Here is a 23,414-nt window from a genome sequence, read left to right on the forward strand (position 1 = left end):
CGAGGGGGGCGCGCGGCGGGCCCGGGCGTCAGCTGTCGAAGCCGAGCCCGAAGCGGTCCAGGGTGCGCAGCCAGAGGTTGCGGTGGCCGCCCCGGGCGTCGGACCGGGCCAGCGACCACTTGGTGAGGGTGATCCCGGTCCAGGCGAACGGCTCCGGCGGGAACGGCATCGGCTTGCTGCGCACCATCTCCAGCCGCGTCCGTTCGCTGGACACCCCGTCCAGCAGGTCCAGCATCACGTCGGCCCCGAAGCGGGTGGCGCCGACGCCGAGCCCGGTGAAGCCGGCCGCGTAGGCGACCCGGCCCGAGTGGGCCGTACCGAAGAAGGCCGAGAAGCGGGAGCAGGTGTCGATGGCCCCGCCCCAGGCGTGGCTGAACTTCACTCCCTCCAGCTGCGGGAACGCGGTGAAGAAGTGCTCCGCGAGCTTGAGGTAGGTCTCGGGCCGGTGGTCGTACTCGGAGTCGAGCTTCCCCCGGTACGGGTAGATGGCGTCGTAACCGCCCCACAGGATCCGGTGGTCCTTGGTGATCCGGAAGTAGTGGAACTGGTTGGCGCTGTCGCCCAGGCCCTGGCGGCCCTTCCAGCCGATGGCGGCGAGCTGCTCCTCGTCGAGCGGCTCGGTCATCAGCGCGTAGTCGTACACCGGGACCGTGAAGGGACGGATCCGCTTGACCAGCGAGGGGAAGATGTTGGTGCCCAGCGCGACCCGGCGGGCGAGGATCGTGCCGTACGGGGTGGTGACGGCCATCCCGGCGCCGACGGAGGACATCTTCAAACCGCGCGTGTTCTCGTAGATCCGCACGCCCAGCTCCAGGCAGGCCCGCTTGAGGCCCCAGGCGAGCTTCGCCGGGTTGAGCATCGCGACGCCCTCGCGGTCCCACAGGCCCGCGAGGAAGGTCGGGGAGTCGACCTCGGCGCGCAGCGCCTCCTGGTCCAGCCATTCGGAGCCGTCCGCGAGGCCGAGCTTGCGGGCCTCCTCGTGGAGTTCGCGCAGTTCCTCGACCTGGTGGGGCTCGGTGGCCACGTCGATCTCACCGGTGCGCTCGAAGTCGCAGTCGATGCCGTAGCGGGCGACCGCCGCCTCGATCTCGTCGAGGTTGCGGGCGCCCATCTCCTCCAGCTTGGCGAGTTCGCCGGGCCAGCGGGCCATGCCGTTGGCGAGCCCGTGGGTGAGGGAGGCCGCGCAGAAGCCGCCGTTGCGGCCGGAGGCGGCCCAGCCCGCCTCCTTGCTCTCGATCAGGACCACGTCCCGGCCGGGGTCGCGCTCCTTGGCGATGAGGGCGGTCCACAGCCCGCTGTAGCCACCGCCGACGACGAGCAGGTCGCAGCGCTCGTCGGAGGTGAGCGCCGGCTGCGCGGCGGGCTTGCCGGGGTCGTCCAGCCAGTACGCGACCGGCTTCGCTTCGGAAAGGGATTTCGCGACACTACGCATGGCGACTGGGGCCATGGCTTCCAACTCCCTACGGAACTGAACTGACTACTTCGGTTGTGCCTTCTTGCGGCGGCTGCCGACCCACTGGCCGGCCAGCACCACCAGGACCGCGATGACGAACATCGCCGTACCGATGACGTTGATCTGGACGGGCGTACCGCGCTGGGCCGACCCCCATACGAACATGGGGAAGGTGACGGTGTTGCCCGAGTTGAAGTTGGTGATGATGAAGTCGTCGAAGGAGAGCGCGAAGGACAGCAGCGCACCCGCCGCGATGCCGGGGGCGGCGATCGGCAGGGTGACCCGCAGGAACGTCTGCACCGGTCCGGCGTAGAGGTCGCGCGCGGCCTCCTCCAGCCTCGGGTCCATCGACAGGACGCGCGCCTTGACGGCGGCGACGACGAAGCTGAGGCAGAACATCACGTGGGCGATCAGGATGGTCCAGAAGCCCAGCTGGATGCCCATATTGAGGAAGAGGGCGAGCAGGGACGCCGCCATCACGATCTCGGGCATGGCCATCGGCAGGAAGATCAGCGAGTTGACCGCGCCGCGCGCCCGGAACCGGTAGCGCACGAGCGCGAAGGCTATCGCTGTGCCGAGCGCGGTCGCGCCGATGGTGGCCCAGAAGGCGATCTGGAGGGAGAGCGAGAGGGATCCGCACAGGTCGGCGACCCCGCAGGGGTCCTTCCAGGCGTCGAGCGAGAACTCCTGCCAGGCGTAGTTGAAGCGCCCGGCGGGGTTGTTGAAGGAGAAGACCGTCACGACGACGTTGGGCAGGATCAGGTACGCGAGCGTGCCGAGTCCCGCGATGACCACGAAGTTGCGGCGGAGCCAGCCAAGGGGCTTGTTCATCAGACCAGGTCCTCCGTCCCCGCACGGCGGATGTAGATGGACACCATGATCAGCACGATGGCCATGAGGATGAAGGACAGCGCGGCGGCCGTCGGGTAGTCGAGGATGCGCAGGTACTGCGACTGGATGACGCTGCCGATCATCCGGGTGTCGGTCGAGCCGAGCAGTTCGGCGTTGACGTAGTCGCCGCTCGCCGGGATGAAGGTGAGCAGGGTCCCGGAGACCACGCCCGGCATCGACAGCGGGAAGGTCACCTTGCGGAACACCGTGGAGGGGCGGGCGTACAGGTCCCCGGCCGCCTCGTGGAGGCGGGTGTCGATGCGCTCCAGCGAGGTGTAGAGCGGCAGGATCATGAAGGGGAGGAAGTTGTACGTCAGGCCGCAGACCACCGCGAGCGGCGTGGCCAGCACCCGGTCCCCCTCGGTCATGCCGAGCCAGCTGGTGACGTCGAGGAAGCCGACGGCGTTGAGGGCGCCGACCACCGGACCGCCGTCAGCGAGGATCGTCTTCCAGGCCAGGGTGCGGATCAGGAAGCTGGTGAAGAACGGGGCGATGACCAGCACCAGCAGGAGGTTGCGCCAGCGGCCGGCCTTGAAGGCGATCAGATAGGCCAGCGGGTACCCGAGCAGCAGGCACAGCGCGGTCGCGGTGCCCGCGTAGAGCAGGGACCTCAGGAACTGCGGGTAGTAGTCGCCGAAGGCCTCCCAGTAGGTCTGGAAGTGCCAGGTGACCTTGAAGCCCTCTTCGAGCGAACCGGTCTGCACCGAGGTGGAGGCCTGGTAGATCATCGGCAGCACGAAGAACACGAGCAGCCACAGGATGCCGGGGAGCAGCAGCCAGTACGGGATCAGGCGCTTGCGCAGGGACGCCTTGTGCACCGGGGGTTCGGCCGGGCCGGCCTCCCGGGGCGGCGCGGAGACGGCGGTCACGCGCTCTCCTCGACGGTCTCGACGCCGGCGTCGATGTCCATGGCCGCGTCCAGGCCGAAGGTGTGCTCCGGGTTCCAGTGGAGTATGACCTCGGCGCCGGGGACGAGGCGGGCGTCGCGCTCGATGTTCTGCGCGTACACCTCCAGCTCCGGGCAGACCTGGCTGTCTATGACGTACTGGGTGGAGACGCCGATGAAGGAGGAGTCGGCGATCCGGCCCCTGATCTTGTTCCGGCCGGCGGCGACGGTGTCCTCCTCGTCCGCGTGGACCAGGGAGATCTTCTCGGGGCGCACTCCGACCAGCAGCTTTCCGCCGGCGCTGGGCGTGGTCGAACATCGCTGCCCGGGCAGGCGCAGCGTCGTGCCGGAGGCCGAGACGACGACGTCGGTGCCCGCGGACTCCACCGAGGCCTGGATCAGGTTGGAGGTGCCGAGGAAGTTCGCGACGAAGGTGGTCCGCGGGTTCTCGTACAGCTCGGCGGGGGCGCCCAGCTGCTCGACCCGGCCGCCGTTCATCACCGCGACCGTGTCGGCCATCGTCATGGCCTCCTCCTGGTCGTGCGTGACGTGCACGAAGGTGATGCCGACCTCCGTCTGGATCCGCTTGAGCTCCAGCTGCATCTGGCGGCGCAGCTTGAGGTCGAGGGCGCCCAGCGGCTCGTCGAGGAGGAGCACCTGGGGGTGGTTGATCAGGGCGCGGGCGACGGCGACGCGCTGCTGCTGGCCACCGGAGAGCTGGTGGGGCTTGCGCTGGGCGAACTGGCCGAGCTGCACCAGCTCCAGCATCTCGTCGACCTGCTTCTTGACGGACTTGATGCCTCGGCGGCGCAGCCCGAACGCGATGTTCTCGTAGATGCTCAGGTGCGGGAACAGCGCGTAGCTCTGGAAGACGGTGTTGACCGGGCGCTTGTACGGCGGCAGGTGGGTGACCTCGCGGTCGCCGAGGCTGACCGTGCCGGTGGAGGGCTCCTCCAGGCCGGCGATCATGCGCAGGGTGGTGGTCTTCCCGCAGCCCGAGGCGCCGAGCAGGGCGAAGAAGGAGCCCTGGGGGATGGTGAGGTCCAGCGGGTGCACGGCGGTGAACGATCCGTAGTGCTTGCTGATCCCGGCGAGGCGGACGTCGCCGCTCGCGGTCTTGTCAGTCATGGGTCGCGGCCTTCGGTGGTGTCGTCGGAAGGGTGCGGGAGCGCGGGGGTGGAGGGGTCTGGCGGGGGGCGGAGCGGTGGGTCAGGCGCCGATGAGCCGGGTGAACTTCTCCTCGTACGCCGTCTCTTCCTCGCTGCTGAGGGAGCGGAAGGCGTGGGACTTGGCGGTCATCGCCTTGTCCGGGACGATCAGCGTGTTCTCCGCGAGCGCGGGGTCGATCTTGGCGAGCTCGTCCTTGACGCCGTCCACGGGGCAGACGTAGCTGATGAACGCGGCCAGCCGGGCGGCCACCGGGAGCTCGTAGTAGTAGTCGATGAGCTTCTCGGCGTTGGCCTTGTGCCGGGCCTGGGCCGGGACCAGCAGGTTGTCGCTGGAGGTGATGTACCCGGCCGCCGGGACCGCGTACTTGATGTCGGGGTTGCCGGCCTGGAGCTGGATCACGTCGCCCGCCCAGGCCAGGCAGGCCGCGAGGTCCCCCTTGTCGAGGTCGGCGGTGTAGTCGTTGCCGGTGAAGCGGCGGATCTGCTTCGTGTCCACGCCCTTCTGGAGCCGGCCTATGGCGCCGTCGAAGTCCGCGGTGGTGAAGTTCGCCGGGTCCTTGCCCTGGTCGAGCAGGGTCATGCCGACGCTGTCGCGCATCTCGGTGAGGAAGCCGACGCGGCCCTTGAGCGAGGGGTCGTCGAGCAGCTGGGTGACGGAGTCGACCTTCCTGCCCTCGGTGGCCTTGGAGTTGTAGGCGATGACCGTCGAGATGCCGGTCCAGGGATAGCTGTAGGAGCGGCCCGGGTCCCAGTCGGGGCTGCGGAACTGCGGGGAGAGGTTGGCGTAGGCGTGCGGCAGGTGGGAGGGGTCCAGCTTCTGCGCCCAGCCGAGGCGGATGATCCGGGCGGCGAGCCAGTCGGTGACGACGATCAGGTCGCGCCCGGTGTCCTGGCCGGCGGCCAGCTGCGGGCGGATCTTGCCGAAGAACTCGACGTTGTCGTTGATGTCCTCGCTGTACTTGACCTCGATGCCGGTGCGCTTGCCGAACTCCTCCAGCGTCGGACGGGACTTCTCGTCCTCGCTGGTGTCCATGTACTCGGTCCAGTTGGAGAAGTTGAGCTGCTTCTCCCGGTCCGAGTGGTCGGCGGAGGCGGCGGCCGCGCCGTCCTCGCGCCGGGCGGGCGGAATGCCGCAGGAGGTCAGGGCGGAGAGGCCGCCGAGGGTGAGCGCCCCGATGCCGGACGCGCGCAGCAGCGAACGGCGGGTGAGGGCGCCCCGCCCGCTGGTGAGACTGCGCCGCATCGCGGCGAGCTGCGCCGCGGAGAGGCGGTCGGGGTCGAGCTGCTCCATTGGCTGTGGCCTTTCGGGAGGTGTGCCGCTGGTCGGGCGGTGGCTGTTATCGGTCCCCGAAGATGGTGCGGTGCCAGTCCTTGGCCGCCACCGCGGTGTTGTCGTACATCACGTGCTTGACCTGCGTGTACTCCTCGAAGGAGTAGGTTGACATGTCCTTTCCGAAGCCGCTGGCCTTGTAGCCGCCGTGGGGCATCTCGCTGATGATCGGGATGTGGTCGTTGACCCACACACAGCCGGCCTTGAGCTCGCGTGTGGCCCGGTTCGCCCGGTAGAGGTCCCGGCTCCAGGCGGAGGCGGCGAGCCCGTACGGGGTGTCGTTGGCCAGCGCGAGGCCCTCGTCGTCGGTGTCGAAGGGCAGGACGACCAGGACCGGGCCGAAGATCTCGGACTGGACGACCTCGCTGTCCTGCGCGGCACCGGAGATCAGCGTCGGCCGGTAGTAGGCGCCCGCCTCCAGCTCGCCGCCCGGGATCTCGCCGCCGGTGACGACCGTGGCGTACGCGCGGGCGCGCTCGACGAAGGCGGCGACCCGGTCGCGCTGGGCGTGCGAGACCAACGGGCCGAGATCGGTGGTGGGCGCGAAGGGGTCACCGAGCCGGACGGTCTCCATCAGCTCGGCGACCCGGGCGACGAAGGCGTCGTGCAGGGGGCGCTGGACGTAGGCGCGGGTGGCCGCGGTGCAGTCCTGGCCGGTGTTGATGAGCGAGGCGGCGACGGCGCCGTGGGCGGCGGCCTCCAGGTCCGCGTCGTCGAAGACGAGGAAGGGGGCCTTGCCGCCGAGCTCCAGGTGGAGCCGCTTGACGGTGGCGGTGGCGATCTCGGCCACCCGCTTGCCGACGGCGGTGGAGCCGGTGAAGGAGGTCATGACCACGTCGGGGTGGCCGACCAGGTGCTCGCCCGCGTCCCGCCCGGCACCCGTGACGATGTTGACCACGCCGTCCGGGATGCCCGCCTCCTTGGCCGCCTGGGCGAACATCAGGGAGGTCAGGGGGGTGAGCTCGGCGGGCTTGAGGACGATGGTGTTGCCCGCGGCGATGGCCGGGAGGATCTTCCAGGCGGCCATCTGGAGCGGATAGTTCCAGGGGGCGATGGAGCCGACGACCCCGATGGCCTCGCGCCGTACGTAGGAGGTGTGGTCCCCGGAGTACTCGCCGGCCGCCTGGCCCTGGAGGTGACGGGCCGCACCCGCGAAGAAGGCGGTGTTGTCGATGGTCCCCGGCACGTCGAACTCCGTGGACAGCTTGACCGGCTTGCCGCACTGCAGGGACTCGGCGTACGCGAAGTCCTCCGCCTGCTCGGCCAGTACGCCGGCCAGCCGGTGCAGGGCGTCCGAACGCTCCCCGGGGGTCGCGGCCGACCAGGCGGGGAAGGCCCGCTTGGCGGCGGCGACGGCCTCGTCCACGTCCGCCGTGCCCGCCAGTTCGTAGGTGAGGACCTCCTGGCCGGTCGCGGGGTCGACCACCGTGTGCGAGTGACCCGACGTACCGGAGCGGAGCCGGCCGTCGATGTACTGCGCGCCGTCTGCGAAGCGGTCCTTAACCTGGAAGCGGTTACCCATCACGCTCTCACGCTCTCCGTAGCTACAGCTCGAATTGAGTGCCGATCCTGACAGAGGCGTTCCCCTCCGCCAAGTGATTCCGTTGTTGCCTTTTGATTACGCGACGGAATCGGTCGACCATGTGTCGAGGCGCGCCCGAAATCCCGTACGAAGTGTCAGTGGTGACTGCAAGACTCGCGTGCATGGAGATGACCGACAAGTTGATCGGGCAGGTCAGCCGTGGTGAGCGGCTGAAGTACCTGCCCTTCTGGGGGCACCGGCCGCAGGCCGACGGACGGCTCGGTCCGAGCTGTCTGAGCCAGTGGTGGCCGTCCGCTTTCACTGTGGGTGATGTCCGGTACGCCACGGCCGAGCACTGGATGATGGCCGGCAAGGCGCGGTTGTTCGGGGACGCGGAGGCGGAGCGGGCGGCGCTGCGGGCCGGGAGTCCGGGGGCGGCGAAGGCGGCCGGACGGCTGGTGCGCGGCTTCGACGAGACCGTGTGGCAGCGGGAGCGGTTCGCGCTGGTCGTGGAGGGCAGCGTCCACAAGTTCGGCTCCGATCCGGCGCTGCGGGCGTACCTGCTCGGTACGGGGAACCGGGTGCTGGTGGAGGCGAGCCCGGTGGACCGGATCTGGGGCATCGGACTGGCCGCCGACGACGAGCGCGCCCTCGACCCGGCGCGCTGGCGGGGGCTGAACCTGCTGGGCTTCGCGCTGATGGAGGCGCGGGAGCGGCTGCGGGAGGGGAACGCGGGGTGAATCCCGCGGAGCGGCGCCGGGTGGCGGCGGTCATCGTGCGGGACGGCAGCGTGCTGATGGTGCGCGAGCGGGGACGGGGGCCGTCCGGCCGGCATGACGGGGCGGAGTACTGGACCCTGCCGGGCGGCGGGGTGGAGCCCGGGGAGGACCTGGAGGCGGCCGTGCGGCGCGAGGTGGCCGAGGAGACGGGGCTGCGGGCCCTGTCGGTGCGCCGCGCGTTCGAGGCCCCGTACCCCTCGGGCTGGACCACCTGCTTCCGGGTGGAGGTGGCGGCCGGGGAGCCGGTACTGGGGGTGGACGCGGAGCTGGAGTGCGACTGCCCCCGGATGGTGGGCCTGACGTGGGTCCCCCTCCCCCGGACCGGCGCGGACGGGCCCTACATGGTCCCCACCCTGCTGTCGGCCGCCACGCCCTGACCCCCGTGGCCTCACCCCCGTGGCCCGCCCCGCGCCCGGGGTGCGGTACGGGCCGGGGCGTCAGACGCGTGCGCGGGGCTGGTCGTCGGTCACGGAGACCGACGGGCCGCCCCGGCCACCGCCGGATTCCTCCAGGGTGGGGCCGAAGAAGACCAGCAGGGTCATGCCGATGCCCAGCACGATGCCGACCCCGCCGAGGATGATCCCCGCCAGGGCCATCCCGCCGTTGGTGGATTCGCCGCGGCTCGCCTTGCCCCGGCCCAGCGCGCCGAAGACGACGGCCGCGATGCCGAGGGCGATCGACCCGACCATGGTCACGCAGCCGACCACCGAGAGGATGCCGAGCACCAGGGCGGCGACGCCGAAGCCATTGCTGGCGGGCCGGGCGTAGGGCGGGTACCCGGCATAACCGGGGTAGCCGGCGTAGCCCTGGTACCCCGGCCGGGCGGGGGGCGGCGGGCCGGGGTACGCGTAGGCCGCCGGGTCCGGCTGGGCCGGGTACCCGTACGCGGCCGTGGCCCCAGGCACGGGTGCCGGCGCAGGTATCGGGGGCGGCGCGTACGGCGACGGCGGGGCGGGCGCCCCCTGGGCCTCCGGTGCCCGTACGGACGGGTCCTGCTCGTGGACCGGTGGAACGGCGGCGGGTGCGGCCGGACCGGGGGGCACCGGGGGCACGGAGGGCGTCACCGGCGCCGCCCCGGCCCGCTTGCCCGGCTCCGCCGCGGACCTCTCGGGCGGGGCCCACGGGTCCCTCGGCTCAGGGCTCTGGTCGGTCATACGGCGCCCCCCTCTCGTACGGCCATGCTAAGCGCTGCCGCCGACACGGCCCGGGGCTGCCTACGATGAAGCCGACCTGCCCGCACCAGAGTCCTCCCGGAGGCACCCCATGCCCGATCTGCACCCCTTCATCGCGGGGCTGCCCAAGGCCGAACTCCACGTCCACCACGTCGGTTCGGCGTCGCCGCGCATCGTGGCCGAACTCGCCTCCCGCCACCCCGACTCGAAGGTCCCCACCGACCCCGAGGCCCTCGCCGACTACTTCTCCTTCACGGACTTCGCCCACTTCATCGAGGTCTACCTCTCGGTCGTCGACCTGGTCCGCACCCCCGACGACGTGCGGACGCTGACCTTCGAGGTCGCCCGCGACATGGCCCGGCAGAACATCCGCTACGCCGAACTCACCATCACCCCCTACTCCTCGACGCGCCGCGGCATCGACGAGCACGCCTTCATGGAGGCCATCGAGGACGCCCGCAAGGCCGCCGAGACCGAACTGGGCGTCATCCTGCGCTGGTGCTTCGACATCCCCGGCGAGGCCGGCCTGGAAGCCGCCGAGGAGACCCTGCGCCTCGCCGTCGACCTGCGCCCCGAGGGCCTGGTCTCCTTCGGCCTGGGCGGCCCCGAGATCGGCGTGCCGCGCCCGCAGTTCAAGCCGTACTTCGACCGTGCCCGTGCCGCCGGCCTGCGCAGCGTGCCGCACGCCGGCGAGACCACCGGCCCGGAGACGGTCTGGGACGCCGTCCGCGAGCTGGGCGCCGAGCGCATCGGCCACGGCACGAGCGCCGCCAAGGACCCGGAGCTGCTGGCGTACCTGGCCGAGCACCGCATCGCGCTGGAGGTCTGCCCGACCTCCAACATCGCCACGCGCGCCGTCGCGGACCTCGACCAGCACCCCGTCAAGGAGATGGTCGCCGCGGGCGTGCTCGTCACCATCAACAGCGACGACCCGCCGATGTTCGGCACCGACCTCAACAACGAGTACGCGGTCGCCGCCCGCCTCCTCGGCCTCGACGAGCGCGGACTGGCGCGGCTCGCGAAGAACGCCGTCGAGGCCTCCTTCCTGGACGAGGCCGGCAAGGAGAAGCTCAGCGCGGAGATCGACGCGTACACCGCTGACTGGCTCGCCCGCTGACGTCCCGTCGGACCCGGCGTCCCCTGAGAATGGGGACATGAACACCCTGACTGCCGTCGGTCACCGCGGCGATCCCTACCGAGTCCGCGAGAACACCCTCGCCTCCGTCCGCTCCGCCTTCGCGCGCGGGGCGGACGCGGTGGAGGTCGACGTGCGGCTGACCCGCGACGGCGTGCCGGTCCTGCTCCACGACGAGACCCTCCAGCGGCTGTGGGGCCACGACGTGCGGCTGGACGACGTCACCGCCGCACAGCTGGAGGAGCTCGCGCAGGGCGGGATCCCCACCCTGCGCGAGGCCCTGATGGCGGCCGGGGCCGGCCGGCTGATGCTGGACCTGCCGGGCGCCACGGCCGAGACCGTACGGACCGTCGTGGGCCTGGTGCGCGAGTGCGGGGCGCGCGAGCGCACGTACTACTGCGCCGGGCCGGACACCATGCTCGCGGTCCGCGCCGCCGACCCGGGCGCGGAGATCGCCCTGACCTGGACCACCCTCTCGCCGCCGCGCCGGGTGCTGATCGACGCGGTCGCCCCCCGCTGGCTCAACTACCGCTTCGGACTGGTCGACCGGGAGCTCACGGACGCCCTGCACCGGGACGGGCTGCTGGTGTCGGCCTGGACGGCGGACACCAAGCGGTCGATGCGCGCCCTGGCCGCGGCGGGCGTGGACTCCGTCACCACGAACAGGGTGGACGCGCTGACCGCGGTCCGGGCCGAGTCCGGCCGGTGATCCGGGCCTGGGGGGAGCGGATCCGGACGGCGGATCCGCGTCGGCGGGACCTGGGGCTGACGCTGCTGGTGCAGGTGGCGACGACCATTCCGTTCGTGGTGCCCCGCGACCCGCGGGAGTCGCCCGCGACCTGGGCGGCGTACCTGCTGACCACGCTCGGCAACCTGCCGCTGGTGTGGCGGCGCCGGGCCCCGGTCCTGGCGCTGTTCGGGGTGGTCGCGGCGGGGACGGTGTACCGGCTGGCCCTGGACGGGCCCGGCCAGCCGCTGCCGTACGCCGGGCTGATCGCCCTCTACACGATCGCGCTGCACTGCCCGGAGCGGGTGCGGCTGGTCATGGGCGCGGTCGTGGTGGTGGTGATCCTCGGTTCGGTCGCGCTCAACACGCAGACGGCACGGGAGCTGTTGTTCGCGCTGTTCGTGTTCGGGGCGGCGTTCGCGCTGGGGCGGCTGCAGGCGACCCGGCAGGCGTACACCGAGGCGGCCCTGGAGCGGGCGGAGCAGCTGGAGCGGGCGAACCGGATCGAGGCGGAACAGGCGGCGGCGCGCGAACGGGCCCGTATCGCGCGGGAGATGCACGACATCCTCTCGCACGCGGTCAGCATCATGATCGTGCAGGCGGAGGCGGGTCCGGTGGCGGTGCGCCGGGCCCCGGAACGGGCCGAGGCGGCCTTCGAGGCGATCGCCGAGACGGGCCGCGACGCAATGGCGCAGCTGCGGACGATGCTGGGGGTCCTGCGGACGGACGAGGCGGCTCCGCGTGCGCCGCAGCCCGGGATCGCGGGGCTGCCGGCCCTGCTGGACCGGGTCCGGGCGAGCGGGCCGAAGGTCTCCTACGAGCGGACGGGCGAGGTGCGCGCGCTGCCGGCCGCGCTGGAGGCGACGGTGCACCGGGTGGTGCAGGAGGCGCTGACCAATGTGGTCAGGCACGCCGGGGCCTCGACGGTGGACGTACGCCTGGAGTACGGGGTGGGGGACCTGACGGTGACGGTCACCGACGACGGCCGCGGACCGGACGGCGCGCGCGGCGGTGCGCGGAACGGCGCGGCGGGCGGCTTCGCGAACGCCTCCTCGGACGGCTCCTCGGCGGCCTCCTCGGCGGGCTCCGCGAACGGCGGGCACGGGCTGATCGGGATCCGGGAGCGGGCGGCGGCACACGGCGGGACGGCCCGGTGCGGTCCGGGGCCCGACGGGGGGTTCTCGGTGCGGGTGGTCCTTGTAACCTCGCCGCTGGAGGTGGGGAAATGACGATCCGTGTGGTGGTGGCCGACGACCAGGAACTGGTGCGCAGCGGTTTCGCGATGATCCTGGACGTCCAGGAGGACATCGAGGTCGTGGCGGAGGTGGGGGACGGTGCGGCGGCGGTGGAGGCGGTCGCCCGGCTCGCGCCGGACGTCGCGCTGCTGGACATCCGGATGCCGGTGCTGGACGGGATCGAGGCCTGCCGGAGGATCTCGGCGGGCGGCGCCTGCCGGTCGGTGATGCTGACCACCTTCGACTCGGACGAGTACGTGTACGAGGCGCTGCACGCGGGGGCGAGCGGGTTCCTGCTGAAGGACGTGCGGCGGGACGATCTGGTGCACGCGGTACGGGTCGTGGCGGCGGGCGAGTCCCTGCTGGCGCCTTCGGTGGCGCGGCGGCTGATCGAGGAGTACACGGCGGCGACGGCCCGGCCGGCGGGTGCGCGGGCCCTGTCGGAGGACCGGCTGGAGGTGCTGACGGCCCGGGAGCGGGAGACGCTGCTGCACCTGGGGCGGGGGCTGTCGAACGCGGAGATCGCGGCGGCGCTGACGGTGAGCGAGCACACGGTGAAGTCGCACGTGGGCAACCTGCTGGGGAAGCTGGGTCTGCGGGACCGGATCCAGGCGGTGATCTGCGCGTACGAGACGGGCCTGATCGCGGCCGGTTCTCCCTCTGGAGAGTGAGGAACGGCGTGTCGTCTCCCCCGCGCCGGTGAGTTGTCGTACCGCGGAAGACCCCTCTCACCGGTGATCCGCAACCACCCCTGTGAACAGCACCATTGAGGACATCGGGGCAGTCGGCCCCACGGATCGCACACAGGGGGATCACCATCATGAAGGCACGTACGCGCACGCTGATCGCGGCCACTTTGGTGCTGGGCATCGCGTCCGGCCCGGCGGTCGCGGCGCACGCCGCCGGCACCGCCCGGACGCCGGCGCCCGCCGCGGCTGCCTCGGCGGCCCCGGTCCGGGCGGCCGGGGTGAAGGCGCCCCTGTTCTCGGCCCCGCCCGACGCGGCGGCGCTGGAGCGGGCCATCGCGGGTCTGGGCGCCGACCACCCGGAGGCGACGGCCGCGCTGGTGCGGGTGGGCGGTACGAGTGGTTCCTGGAAGGGCAGTTCCGGGGTGGCGGACGTCCGCAGCGGGCGCGGGGCGATCGAGGACGGCCGGTTCCGGGCGGGTTCGGTGACGAAGGCCTTCACCGCGGCCGTGGTGCTGCAGCTGGCCGCCGAGCACAGGCTGGATCTGGACCGGCCGGTGCAGGAGTACCTGCCGGGGCTGCTGCCCGGCGGCCCCGGCGGTTTCGAGCCCGTCTCCGTGCGCCAGTTGCTGAACTACACGAGCGGCCTGAGGTCGGCGGACGGCCCGGGGGACGAGTTCGCGGACGAGTACGCCCACCGCTTCGACGTGGTGGACCCGCGGGCACTGATCGCCAACGCGGCGGCCAAGGGCCCCGAGTCCCGGCCCGGCGAAAAGCAGCACTACAGCAACATCCACTACACGGTGCTCGGCGTGCTGATCGAGAAAGTGACGGGGACGACGTACGAGAAGGCGGTGACCCAGCGGATATTCAAGCCGCTGGGTCTGCGTGACACCTCGTTCCCGGGCCGCACCCAGACCCGGATACCGGGCCCCCACAACCACGGCTACCAGGCGGTGCCGCGGCCGGGCGGGGGCAGCTCCCTGGTGGACGTGACGGAGTGGAACTCCTCCTCCAACTGGGCTGCCGGGGACCTCATATCGACCACGGCGGACCTGGAACGTTTCACGGTGGCGCTCTTCGGCGGCAAGGTGGTCCCGCGGCCCCAGCTGGAGGAGATGTTCACCGTCCCCGACGTGCAGGACGCCGAGACCGGCGGGCACGCGGTGCAGACGGCCGGCCTGAAGGAGTTCAAGCTGCCGGGCGGCGCCGTGGTCTACGGCAAGACCGGTGGCCGCTTCGGCTACAACACGGTGATCGGCGGCAGCCGCGACCTCTCCCGCACCCTCGTGTACTCGGTGAACTCCACCGATGCCAAGGGCCGGGAAATGAACAAGGTGGCCATGGGCATCGTGGGTGCGGCCTTCGCCAAGTAGGGGCGCGGCGGACCCGGTCAGAGTCCGACGATGGAGTTCCAGCGCTTGGCGAAGGACGAGCGTTCGGCCGAGGAGATGTCCCGGGCGACGACGAGGCGCTTGCGCATCCCTTCGTCGGGGAAGATCAGCGGGTTCTCGGCGAGCTTGGCGGTCTCCTTGTCCGGAGAGGCGGCCAGCACCTCGCGGGCTGCGGGCACCGGGCAGACGTAGTTGACCGCGGCCGCGAGTTCCGCGGCCACCGCGGGGTCGTAGTAGTAGTCGACGAGGGCCTCGGCGTTGGTCTTGTGGCGGGCGAGGTTGGGGACGAGCAGGCTCTCCGCCCAGAGCTCGGCGCCCTCCTCGGGGACCACGAACTCGATGTCGGGGTTGTCGGCCTGGAGCTGGATGACGTCGCCGGAGTAGGCCTGGCAGGCCAGGACGTCGCCCTTGCTGAGGTCGGAGGTGTAGTCGTTGCCGGTGAAGCGGCGGATGTGCCTCTTCTTCACCATGCTCTCGACCTGGTCGCACATCCGGTGGAAGTCGGTTTCGGTCCACCGGGTGACGTCGGCGCCGTTGCCCTGCATGAGCAGGGCGAAGGACTCGTCGAGACCGGAGAAGAGCGTCACCTTGCCGGCCAGGTCCGGCTGCCAGAGGTCCCTGACAGACTTGATCTCCCGGCCCAGGGCCTTGCGGTTGTAGGCGATGCCGGTGATCCCCGACTGCCAGGGGACGGTGTGCAGCCGGCCCTCGTCGAAGGCGGGGGAACGCAGTTGGGGGTCGAGGTACCTGGCCACGTTGCCCTGGGCGGAGCGGTCCATCTTCTGGGCCCAGCCCAGGTGGACGAAGCGGGCGGCCATCCAGTCGCTGACGACCACGAGGTCGTGACCGGTCGACTGGTGGTTCATCAGGGCCGGGCTGACCTTGCCGAAGAACTCGTCGTTGTCGTTGATCTCCTCGGTGTACCGGACCTCGATGCCGGTCTTCTTCGTGAAGGCCTCCAGCGTCGGGCGGCTCTCCTCGTCCTGGTCGTCGGTGTCGATGTAGAGCGGCCAGTTGGAGAAGGCGACGCTCTGGTCCCGGTCCGAGAGGTCCTGGGCCTGCCGCCGGTCTTCGGGGACGTAGGCGGCGGGCACACCGCATCCGGTGAGGGCGGCCAGCAGGCCCGCGGCACCGAGGCCGCGCAGCGCCGCGCGGCGGGAGAAGGCGAGTTCAGGCATGGCCCCAGCCTCGGTGAACGCGAAGGGGCGGGCAATAGACAAGGTGTCTACTGCCCGCCCCTTCAGTGGCCTGCGGTGATCAGTGCGCGCACGTCACCGCGACGGTCGCGGCGGATCAGCCGTCGAGCGAGGTCATCACGTGCTTGATGCGGGTGTAGTCCTCGAAGCCGTAGGCGGAGAGGTCCTTGCCGTAGCCGGACTTCTTGAAGCCGCCGTGGGGCATCTCGGCGACGAGCGGGATGTGGGTGTTGATCCACACACAGCCGAAGTCGAGGTTCTTGGACATGCGCATCGCGCGGCCGTGGTCCTTGGTCCACACGGATGAGGCGAGGGCGAACTCGACTCCGTTCGCGTACTCCAGGGCCTGCGTCTCGTCCGTGAAGGACTGGACGGTGATGACGGGGCCGAAGACCTCGTTCTGGATGATCTCGTCGTCCTGCTTGAGGCCCGAGACGACGGTCGGGGCGTAGAAGAAGCCCTTGTCGCCGACCCGGTGGCCGCCCGCCTCGACCTTGGCGTGGGCGGGGAGGCGCTCGATGAAGCCCGCGACCTGCTGGAGCTGGTTGGGGTTGTTCAGCGGGCCGTACAGCACGTCCTCGTCGTCCGGCTGTCCGGTCCTGGTCTCCGCGGCGGCCTTGGCGAGCGCGGCAACGAACTCGTCGTGGATCGACTCGTGGACGAGTACGCGGGTGGCGGCGGTGCAGTCCTGACCGGCGTTGAAGTAGCCGGCGACGGCGATGTCCTCGACGGCCTTGGCCAGGTCGGCGTCCTCGAAGACCACGACCGGGGCCTTGCCGCCGAGCTCCAGGTGGACGCGCTTGACGTCCTTGGAGGCGCTCTCGGCGACCTGCATGCCCGCGCGCACGGAACCGGTGATGGAGGCCATCGCCGGGGTGGAGTGCTCGACCATGGCCTTGCCGGTCTCGCGGTCGCCGCAGACGACGTTGAAGACGCCCTTGGGCAGTACGGAGTCGATGATCTCCGCCATCAGGACGGTGGAGGCCGGGGTGGTGTCCGAGGGCTTCAGGACCACGGTGTTGCCCGCGGCGATCGCCGGGGCGAACTTCCACACGGCCATCATCATCGGGTAGTTCCACGGCGCGACCTGGGCGCACACGCCGACCGGCTCACGGCGGATGATCGAGGTCATCCCGTCCATGTACTCGCCGGCCGAACGGCCCTCCAGCAGGCGCGCGGCGCCGGCGAAGAAGCGGATCTGGTCCACCATCGGCGGCAGCTCCTCGCTGGCCGTCAGGCCCAGCGGCTTGCCGGTGTTCTCCGACTCGGCGGCGACGAGCTCGTCCGCGCGCGCCTCGAAGGCGTCCGCGATCTTGAGCAGGGCCTTCTGCCGCTCGGAGGGCGTGGTGTCGCGCCAGCCCGGGAAGGCGGCCGCGGCGGCGGCCATGGCGGCGTCCACGTCGGCCTGGCCGGACAGCGGGGCGGTCGCGTACACCTCTCCGGTGGCGGGGTTGACCACCTCGGTGGTCCGCCCGTCGGCGGCGTCCTTGAACTCCCCGCCGATGTAGTTGCGCAGACGACGCAGTTCGGTGGTCACTACAGCCACTCTCCTGATCACATGTCCAATGATTGAGACGACCCCCAAAGACTAGCCCCTCCGGCGACGCTTTCGACAGAGCCAGACACCACCAACTACGAAATCCGTGCAATCGGAGACCTCCCGCAACGGATTTCATCGATTACGGGTTGCGGAACGGACGACTCCTCGTGCACAGTGAGGTCGTGGTCAGTCGAAGCGCAGATTCCAGGAACAGACAACCGTCCCCTTCGGTCGATGCTGTGTCCCTGGCGATCATCGAGCAACTCCAAGAGGACGGTCGCCGTCCCTACGCGTCGATCGGCAAGGCCGTCGGCCTCTCCGAAGCCGCCGTCCGCCAGCGCGTCCAGAAGCTGCTGGACCAGGGCGTCATGCAGATCGTCGCCGTCACCGACCCGCTCACCGTGGGGCTGAGACGCCAGGCCATGGTCGGCATCAACGTCGAGGGCGACCTCGACCCGGTGGCCGACGCGCTGACCGCGATGGCCGAGTGCGAATACGTCGTGATGACCGCGGGGTCGTTCGACCTCATGGTGGAAATCGTCTGCGAGGACGACGACCACCTGCTGGAGACGATCAACAAGAAGATCCGCACGCTCCCCGGCGTGCGATCAACCGAGAGCTTCGTTTACCTGAAGCTCAAGAAGCAGACCTACATGTGGGGAACCAGATAACCGTGAGCCAGGACCTCTCCAAGACCGCGTACGACCACCTGTGGATGCACTTCACCCGCATGTCGTCCTACGAGAACTCCCCCGTCCCCACCATCGTCCGGGGCGAGGGCACCTACATCTGGGACGACAAGGGCAAGCGCTACCTGGACGGCCTCGCGGGCCTGTTCGTGGTCAACGCCGGTCACGGCCGCAAGGAACTGGCCGAGGTCGCCTACAAGCAGGCGCAGGAACTCGCGTTCTTCCCCATCTGGTCGTACGCGCACCCCAAGGCCGTCGAGCTGGCCGAGCGCCTCGCCCACTACGCCCCGGGCGACCTGAACAAGGTCTTCTTCACCACCGGTGGCGGCGAAGCCGTCGAGACCGCCTGGAAGCTCGCCAAGCAGTACTTCAAGCTGCAGGGCAAGCACACCAAGTACAAGGTCATCTCCCGCGCGGTCGCCTACCACGGCACCCCGCAGGGCGCCCTGTCCATCACCGGCCTGCCGGCCCTCAAGGCCCCCTTCGAGCCGCTGGTCCCCGGCGCGCACAAGGTGCCGAACACCAACATCTACCGCGCCCCGATCTTCGGCGACGACCCGGAGGCCTACGGCCGCTGGTGCGCCGACCAGATCGAGCAGGAGATCCTGTTCGAGGGCGCCGACACCGTCGCCGCCGTCTTCCTGGAGCCGGTGCAGAACGCCGGTGGCTGCTTCCCGCCGCCGCCCGGGTACTTCCAGCGCGTCCGCGAGATCTGCGACGAGTACGACGTGCTCCTCGTCTCCGACGAGACGATCTGCGCCTTCGGCCGTCTCGGCACGATGTTCGCCTGTGACAAGTTCAACTACGTGCCGGACATGATCACCTGCGCCAAGGGCATGACCTCGGGCTACTCCCCGATCGGTGCCTGCATCATCTCGGACCGCCTCGCGGAGCCCTTCTACAAGGGCGACAACACCTTCCTGCACGGCTACACCTTCGGCGGCCACCCGGTGTCCTCCGCCGTGGCCCTGGCCAACCTCGACATCTTCGACAAGGAAGGCCTGAACCAGCACGTGCTGGACCAGGAGGGCAACTTCTTCAACACCCTGAAGAAGCTGCACGACCTCCCGATCGTCGGCGACGTCCGCGGCAACGGCTTCTTCTACGGCATCGAGCTCGTCAAGGACAAGGTCACCAAGGAGTCCTTCACGGACGAGGAGACCGAGCGCGTGCTCTACGGCTTCCTCTCCAAGGCGCTCTTCGACAACGGCCTGTACTGCCGCGCCGACGACCGTGGGGACCCGGTCATCCAGCTGGCCCCGCCGCTGATCGCGGACCAGGGCACCTTCGACGAGATCGAAGGCATCCTGCGCTCGGTGCTCACCGAGGCCTGGACCAAGCTGTAACCCCGGCGCCCCCGGCCCCGGCCGGGCGCCGAACCGTCCGGCACGGCAGCGGCCGGACGTAGCGATAGTCCGATCACACGGCCCGGATCCTCCGTTCGAGTGAGAACGCGGGGGTCCGGGCCGTGTGCTGTCACCATCCAAGACGTTCATCTCTTTACATCTCAGTGCGGCGCCAGTGACCGAAGGGGCTCCGCTTCGTTCCCCCGGACGGAGGTGTGTACGCCATGGTGGCTCCATCGGACAATGCCCCACCGGACAATGACGTGCTCTGGGCACGGTCCCTTCACTACTCCCACGGCGGCTCCCCCGGACTCATCGGGGTCACCGCCGGAGTGCGCCAGGGCGAGATCCTGGCCGTGACCGGCCCGCGCGGCAGCGGGAAGACCACGCTGCTGCGCTGCCTGACCGGCCGGCTGGTGCCCGAACAGGGCGAGGTCTGGTTCGACGGCGTCCCCGTCCACACCCTGGGACCCGTCGCCCGCGAGCGGCTGCGCCGCGACCGGTTCGCCTGGATCGGACCCGAGCCCCAGCTGCTGCCGGAGCTCAAGGTGTGGGAGAACACAGCCCTGCCCCTGTTGCTCACCGGCGCCACGCACCGCGCCGCCAAGAACGCCGCCTGCGCCTGGCTGGACCGCCTCGACATCGGCGGGTTCGCCCGCAAGCGCCCCGGCGCCCTGACCCGCGCCGAATGCCAGCGGGTCGCCCTCGCCCGGGCCCTGGTCGGCGAGCCCGCCGTGCTCTTCGCCGACGAGCCGACCGCCCCGCTGCACCGTGCCGAGCGCGCCCTGCTGCTGCGGACGCTCACCACCGCCGCCCGCTCCCACGGGATCACCGTGGTGCTGGCCACCCACGACGAGGAGACCGCCGCCCAGGCGGACCACCGGCTGGACCTGCTCGACGGCCGCCCGGCCGGGGCCGCCACGGCGGCCGACTCCCCCCGGACCACGGAGGACCAGGCCGCGTGCTCGCTCTCCGCCTAGCCCGCGGCTCCCGCCCCGCGGTCCAGCTGCGCCGGATGCTCGTCGCCGCCGCCTCGGCCGGTACCGGGTTCCTGCTGCTGTACGTCCTCGCTGAGGCGATGGCCCGGCCCGCCGGATCGCTGCCCCGGCTGCTGTGGGCCCTCGTGCCGCTCGCCGCCACCGTGCAGTTCGCGGTGGCGGTGGCCCGGACCGACCCGGCGACCCGGCCCCGCGAGGGCCTCGACGCCGTCGGCCTGGGACCCGTACGGCTCTCCCTGGTCGGCGCGGTCTCCACCGCCGTCGCCTGCGCCCTCGGCAGCGCCCTGGCCCTGGCCGTCTTCCTGCACCTGCGGGGCGAACTGACGGGCCTGCCCTTCGACGGCGCGGGGGCCGGGCTGCTCCACGCCGACCAGCCGCTGCCGGTGGCCGGGGCCCTCACCCTGCTGTCCCTGATCCCCCTCACGGCCTCCGCCGCCACCGTCGTCGCCCTGCGCCCCCGCCCCCCGGCGGCCGGGCTCAGTCCCCGGTCGGGAGTGCCCTGGGGCGTGGCGCTGGCCGCCAGCGGGCTCGCCGTCGAGACCTACGCCGGCCCTCGCGGCGCGGCCGTTCCGGCCGGCTGGGTCCTGATCGCGGTCGGGCTGGCCCTCGCCGGGCCCGGTCTGGCCTACGCCTGCGGCACCCTCGTCCAGGCCGTCCGCCCCGGCGCGCTGCGGCTGCTCGCCGGGCGGGCCCTCCAGGAAGAGGCCCCCCGTCTCGGCCGGCCCCTCGGGGTGCTGTGCGCCGTCGGCGCCGCCGCCCTCACCTCGATGGCCCTGGGCGACCGGGGCGGCTCCCTCACCCCGCTCGGACCGCTGACCGGTCCGGCCGCCGCCCTCGTGGCCCTGTGCGCGGGCGCGACCCTTCTCACATCGGCCGCCGAATCCCGCCACTCCCGCTCCGCCGCCCGGGCGGCCCTCCTGGACCTCGGAACACCGGGAACGGTCCTGCGTACGGCCGTGACCGTGCGGGCCGCCGCACTCCTCGTCGTGTGCCTCCCGCTCAGCTGGGGTGTGGCGCAGCTGACGTCGCTCGCCTTGACCCGCTGAGCGGACCAGCGCCTAGTGTGGGCCGAATGGTCAACGCAGACATCGAGATCGAGACGCTCGCGGAATTCGACCGGGTCGCGGCCCGGGGCTCACTGAGCGGCTACCGCGTCCAGTCGGTCAGCCTTCTGGAGCGGACGTTCGCGCTGCTGTCCGCCGACACCTCCGACGCCGTGTTCCTGGGCTGCGCGATGGAGCCCGACGCCTCGGCGAAGGTCCGCGCGGACGGCGCGCTCGTCTTCCCCCCGGTGCCGGACCTGCCCTTCGACCCGTACCGGGGGCGGCTGTACACGGCCGACGAGCTCTTCGCCGGCCTCGCCGACGGTTACGGGTCCACCCCGGACGCCCAGGCCTACGCCTGGTTCCAGGAGACCAAGGCCGACGGGGACGTCTTCTCCTCGATGCTCCGCTCCGTCCACGACGACGCGGTCTCCGACGCCCTCGACGAGCACCTCGCGGGTGCCCGCGTGGTCGGCGTGATGGGTGGCCACGCCGTGGACCGCGGCGGCCGCGACTACCGGGGCGCCGCCGAACTCGGCCGGGAGCTCGCCCGGTCGGGCATGACCGTGGCCACCGGCGGCGGGCCGGGTGCCATGGAGGCCGCCAACCTCGGCGCCTACCTGGCGCCGGCCCCCGACGGAGCCCTCACCGAGGCGCTCGACATGCTCGCCAAGGCGCCCTCCTTCGCCCCGTCGGTCTCCGACTGGGCGCGCGCCGCCTTCGCCGTACGGGAGCGGTGGCCCGAGGGCGGCGACTCCGTCGGCATCCCGACGTGGTTCTACGGTCACGAGCCGCCGAACCCCTTCGCGGGCCACATCGCCAAGTACTTCGCGAACGCCACCCGCGAGGACGGGCTGCTCGCCCGGTCGACGGCGGGCGTGGTGTTCCTGCCCGGCGCGGCGGGCACCGTGCAGGAGGTCTTCGACAACGCGACGCCCAACTACTACGCGTCGGGGTCCGTACCGGCCCCTATGGTCCTGGTCGGCCGCGCCCACTGGACCGGGCACCTGCCGGTGTGGCCGCTGCTCCAGGCGCTGGCGCGCGGCCGCGCGATGGAGTCCCGGATCGCGCTGGTGGACTCCGTGGACGAGGTCCCGGACGCCCTCGCCTCGATGCGCTGACTTCTCACCCGCTCCGCAGGCAACTTCCGGGGCCGTTCACACGTCTGGTCTAGGTACCGCAAAACCTGCCAGACGTGAACGGAGCCCTCTGTGCTCATAGGCCTGCTGACCGCTGTCGCGGCGTCCATCTGCTACGGCACGGGATCCGTCCTGCAAGCCGTGGGCTCGCGCCGGGCCGCCCGGACCTCGCCGGCCGCCGCCGGGGTCACGGCGCACGGCGGACCGAACCTCACCTCGACCGCCAAGGCGGCGATGACCTGGGAGTTCATCGTCGGCACGATCCTCGACTTCGTCGGGTTCGGACTGGGTGCGCTGGCCGCCCGGATGCTGCCGCTGTTCCTGTCCCAGACGGTCATCAGCGCGAACCTGGTCATCACCGCCGTGCTGAGCGTCAAGATGCTGGGCATCCGGCTGACCCGCAAGGAGTGGGCCTCCATCGGAGTGGTGTGCGCGGCGCTGGTGCTGCTCGCCACGGCCGCCGGTCACGAGGGCGGCCACCACGCCCCGATGGCCACGCACTGGTGGCTGCTCGCGGTGACCGCGCTGATCATCGTCGGCGGCACGGTGGCCGTGCGCTTCCTCGGCGCCCGGGCGGCGATCCTGGCGGGTCTGCTCTCGGGGCTGGCCTTCGGCGCGCTGGGCGTCGGGGTGCGGATCCTGGACGGCGTCGAGCCCTTCGCCCTGGGGACGATGCTCGCCGACCCGGCCCTCTACGCCATCGTGCTGGCCGGCGCGGGTGGCATGTACCTGCACACCGTCGCCCTCCAGATCGGCTCCGTCAACGGTGCGACGGCGGCGCTGGTCGTCGGCGAGACGGTGCTCCCGGGAGCCATCGGCGTGCTCTGGCTCGGCGACGCCTCCCGGCCGGGACTGGCCTGGCTGGCCGTACTGGGCTTCGTCCTGGCGGTCACGGGCGCCGTGGCGGTGGCCTGGTACGGCAACCACGAAGGGGCCGGGGAACCGGCGCCGGAGCCCGTCCCCGAGCCCGTGTCCTGACGCGCGGGCGCCCCGGGGGGGGGGGGGGGGGGGGGGGGGGGGGGGGGGGGGGGGGGGGGGGGGGGGGGGGGGGGGGGGGGGGGGGGGGGGGGGGGGGGGGGGGGGG

Annotated in this window: 22 protein-coding genes; 13 read left to right on the forward strand and 9 right to left on the reverse strand. The window is 71.5% G+C overall.

The window, feature by feature from the left end:
* Positions 1 to 28 precede the first annotated feature (28 nt).
* From ACZ5D2_RS30230 to ACZ5D2_RS30255, 6 genes are all read right to left on the reverse strand, one after another.
* Positions 29 to 1,447, reverse strand: coding sequence for an NAD(P)/FAD-dependent oxidoreductase (locus tag ACZ5D2_RS30230; protein ID WP_371676431.1), 1,419 nt, complete (start codon positions 1,445 to 1,447; stop codon positions 29 to 31).
* A gap of 30 nt (positions 1,448 to 1,477) precedes the next feature.
* Complete coding sequence (locus tag ACZ5D2_RS30235) at positions 1,478 to 2,284, reverse strand: ABC transporter permease (RefSeq protein WP_371676432.1); 807 nt, start codon at positions 2,282 to 2,284, stop codon at positions 1,478 to 1,480.
* Complete coding sequence (locus tag ACZ5D2_RS30240; RefSeq protein WP_371676433.1) at positions 2,284 to 3,213, reverse strand: ABC transporter permease; 930 nt, start codon at positions 3,211 to 3,213, stop codon at positions 2,284 to 2,286. Before ACZ5D2_RS30240 ends, ACZ5D2_RS30235 begins: the two co-directional genes overlap by 1 nt.
* Complete coding sequence (locus tag ACZ5D2_RS30245; protein ID WP_371676434.1) at positions 3,210 to 4,358, reverse strand: ABC transporter ATP-binding protein; 1,149 nt, start codon at positions 4,356 to 4,358, stop codon at positions 3,210 to 3,212. The genes ACZ5D2_RS30240 and ACZ5D2_RS30245 overlap by 4 nt, the downstream gene beginning before the upstream one ends.
* Positions 4,359 to 4,439: 81 nt before the next feature.
* Positions 4,440 to 5,690, reverse strand: a complete 1,251-nt coding sequence (locus ACZ5D2_RS30250; protein ID WP_468933708.1) for a polyamine ABC transporter substrate-binding protein — start codon at positions 5,688 to 5,690, stop codon at positions 4,440 to 4,442.
* A 46-nt stretch (positions 5,691 to 5,736) separates the two neighbouring features.
* Entirely contained in the window at positions 5,737 to 7,251 is a 1,515-nt protein-coding gene (locus ACZ5D2_RS30255) for a gamma-aminobutyraldehyde dehydrogenase (protein WP_371681141.1), read from the reverse strand.
* 182 nt (positions 7,252 to 7,433) lie between these two features.
* Between ACZ5D2_RS30255 and ACZ5D2_RS30260 the strand changes: the two genes are divergently transcribed.
* Positions 7,434 to 7,991 (forward strand): NADAR family protein, encoded by a 558-nt coding sequence (locus ACZ5D2_RS30260; protein WP_371676436.1) that lies wholly within the window; start codon positions 7,434 to 7,436, stop codon positions 7,989 to 7,991.
* The gene (locus tag ACZ5D2_RS30265) at positions 7,988 to 8,407 is read left to right on the forward strand and encodes an NUDIX hydrolase (protein WP_468933711.1); all 420 of its coding nucleotides are present in this window, start codon (positions 7,988 to 7,990) and stop codon (positions 8,405 to 8,407) included. The genes ACZ5D2_RS30260 and ACZ5D2_RS30265 overlap by 4 nt, the downstream gene beginning before the upstream one ends.
* 60 nt (positions 8,408 to 8,467) lie before the next feature.
* On the opposite strand, the gene ACZ5D2_RS30270 is transcribed toward ACZ5D2_RS30265, so the two are convergent.
* Positions 8,468 to 8,935 (reverse strand): DUF4190 domain-containing protein, encoded by a 468-nt coding sequence (locus tag ACZ5D2_RS30270; RefSeq protein ID WP_468933713.1) that lies wholly within the window; start codon positions 8,933 to 8,935, stop codon positions 8,468 to 8,470.
* Between the two features lie 358 nt (positions 8,936 to 9,293).
* Between ACZ5D2_RS30270 and ACZ5D2_RS30275 the strand changes: the two genes are divergently transcribed.
* The 5 genes from ACZ5D2_RS30275 (at position 9,294) to ACZ5D2_RS30295 (ending at position 14,361) form a co-directional block, all read left to right on the forward strand.
* On the forward strand, positions 9,294 to 10,319 hold the full coding sequence (locus ACZ5D2_RS30275; RefSeq protein ID WP_371676439.1) for an adenosine deaminase: 1,026 nt from the start codon (positions 9,294 to 9,296) through the stop codon (positions 10,317 to 10,319).
* 37 nt (positions 10,320 to 10,356) lie between these two features.
* Positions 10,357 to 11,046 carry a glycerophosphodiester phosphodiesterase gene (locus ACZ5D2_RS30280; protein ID WP_371676440.1) on the forward strand — a complete coding sequence of 230 codons (690 nt, stop codon included), beginning with the start codon at positions 10,357 to 10,359 and terminating at the stop codon, positions 11,044 to 11,046.
* On the forward strand, positions 11,043 to 12,293 hold the full coding sequence (locus ACZ5D2_RS30285) for a sensor histidine kinase (protein WP_468933718.1): 1,251 nt from the start codon (positions 11,043 to 11,045) through the stop codon (positions 12,291 to 12,293). Before ACZ5D2_RS30280 ends, ACZ5D2_RS30285 begins: the two co-directional genes overlap by 4 nt.
* Positions 12,290 to 12,970 carry a response regulator gene (locus ACZ5D2_RS30290; RefSeq protein ID WP_468933721.1) on the forward strand — a complete coding sequence of 227 codons (681 nt, stop codon included), beginning with the start codon at positions 12,290 to 12,292 and terminating at the stop codon, positions 12,968 to 12,970. Before ACZ5D2_RS30285 ends, ACZ5D2_RS30290 begins: the two co-directional genes overlap by 4 nt.
* 149 nt (positions 12,971 to 13,119) lie before the next feature.
* Positions 13,120 to 14,361: a serine hydrolase domain-containing protein gene (locus ACZ5D2_RS30295; protein WP_468933724.1), complete on the forward strand. Its 1,242-nt coding sequence runs from the start codon at positions 13,120 to 13,122 to the stop codon at positions 14,359 to 14,361.
* 17 nt (positions 14,362 to 14,378) lie between these two features.
* Here the strand turns inward: ACZ5D2_RS30295 and ACZ5D2_RS30300 are convergent, their stop codons facing one another.
* Positions 14,379 to 15,557 (reverse strand): polyamine ABC transporter substrate-binding protein, encoded by a 1,179-nt coding sequence (locus ACZ5D2_RS30300; RefSeq protein WP_371676443.1) that lies wholly within the window; start codon positions 15,555 to 15,557, stop codon positions 14,379 to 14,381.
* Positions 15,558 to 15,672: 115 nt separating this feature from the next.
* Positions 15,673 to 17,112, reverse strand: coding sequence for a gamma-aminobutyraldehyde dehydrogenase (locus ACZ5D2_RS30305; protein WP_468933735.1), 1,440 nt, complete (start codon positions 17,110 to 17,112; stop codon positions 15,673 to 15,675).
* 170 nt (positions 17,113 to 17,282) lie between these two features.
* On the opposite strand from ACZ5D2_RS30305, the gene ACZ5D2_RS30310 reads away from it, so the two are divergent.
* The 6 genes from ACZ5D2_RS30310 to ACZ5D2_RS30335 all read left to right on the forward strand — a co-directional run bounded on the left by ACZ5D2_RS30310 (position 17,283) and on the right by ACZ5D2_RS30335 (position 23,308).
* Positions 17,283 to 17,786 (forward strand): Lrp/AsnC family transcriptional regulator, encoded by a 504-nt coding sequence (locus ACZ5D2_RS30310; protein WP_007266859.1) that lies wholly within the window; start codon positions 17,283 to 17,285, stop codon positions 17,784 to 17,786.
* A complete protein-coding gene (locus ACZ5D2_RS30315; RefSeq protein WP_371676445.1) occupies positions 17,771 to 19,150 on the forward strand; it encodes an aspartate aminotransferase family protein in 1,380 nt (459 codons plus the stop codon). Before ACZ5D2_RS30310 ends, ACZ5D2_RS30315 begins: the two co-directional genes overlap by 16 nt.
* Before the next feature lie 224 nt (positions 19,151 to 19,374).
* Positions 19,375 to 20,130, forward strand: a complete 756-nt coding sequence (locus ACZ5D2_RS30320; protein WP_371676446.1) for an ABC transporter ATP-binding protein — start codon at positions 19,375 to 19,377, stop codon at positions 20,128 to 20,130.
* A complete protein-coding gene (locus tag ACZ5D2_RS30325) occupies positions 20,112 to 21,194 on the forward strand; it encodes a hypothetical protein (RefSeq protein ID WP_371676447.1) in 1,083 nt (360 codons plus the stop codon). The genes ACZ5D2_RS30320 and ACZ5D2_RS30325 overlap by 19 nt, the downstream gene beginning before the upstream one ends.
* A 26-nt stretch (positions 21,195 to 21,220) precedes the next feature.
* Positions 21,221 to 22,312 carry an LOG family protein gene (locus ACZ5D2_RS30330; protein ID WP_371676448.1) on the forward strand — a complete coding sequence of 364 codons (1,092 nt, stop codon included), beginning with the start codon at positions 21,221 to 21,223 and terminating at the stop codon, positions 22,310 to 22,312.
* 90 nt (positions 22,313 to 22,402) lie between these two features.
* On the forward strand, positions 22,403 to 23,308 hold the full coding sequence (locus tag ACZ5D2_RS30335) for a DMT family protein (RefSeq protein ID WP_468933731.1): 906 nt from the start codon (positions 22,403 to 22,405) through the stop codon (positions 23,306 to 23,308).
* The last annotated feature ends 106 nt before the right edge of the window (positions 23,309 to 23,414 follow it).

Source organism: Streptomyces sp. NPDC031479 (assembly GCF_055581065.1).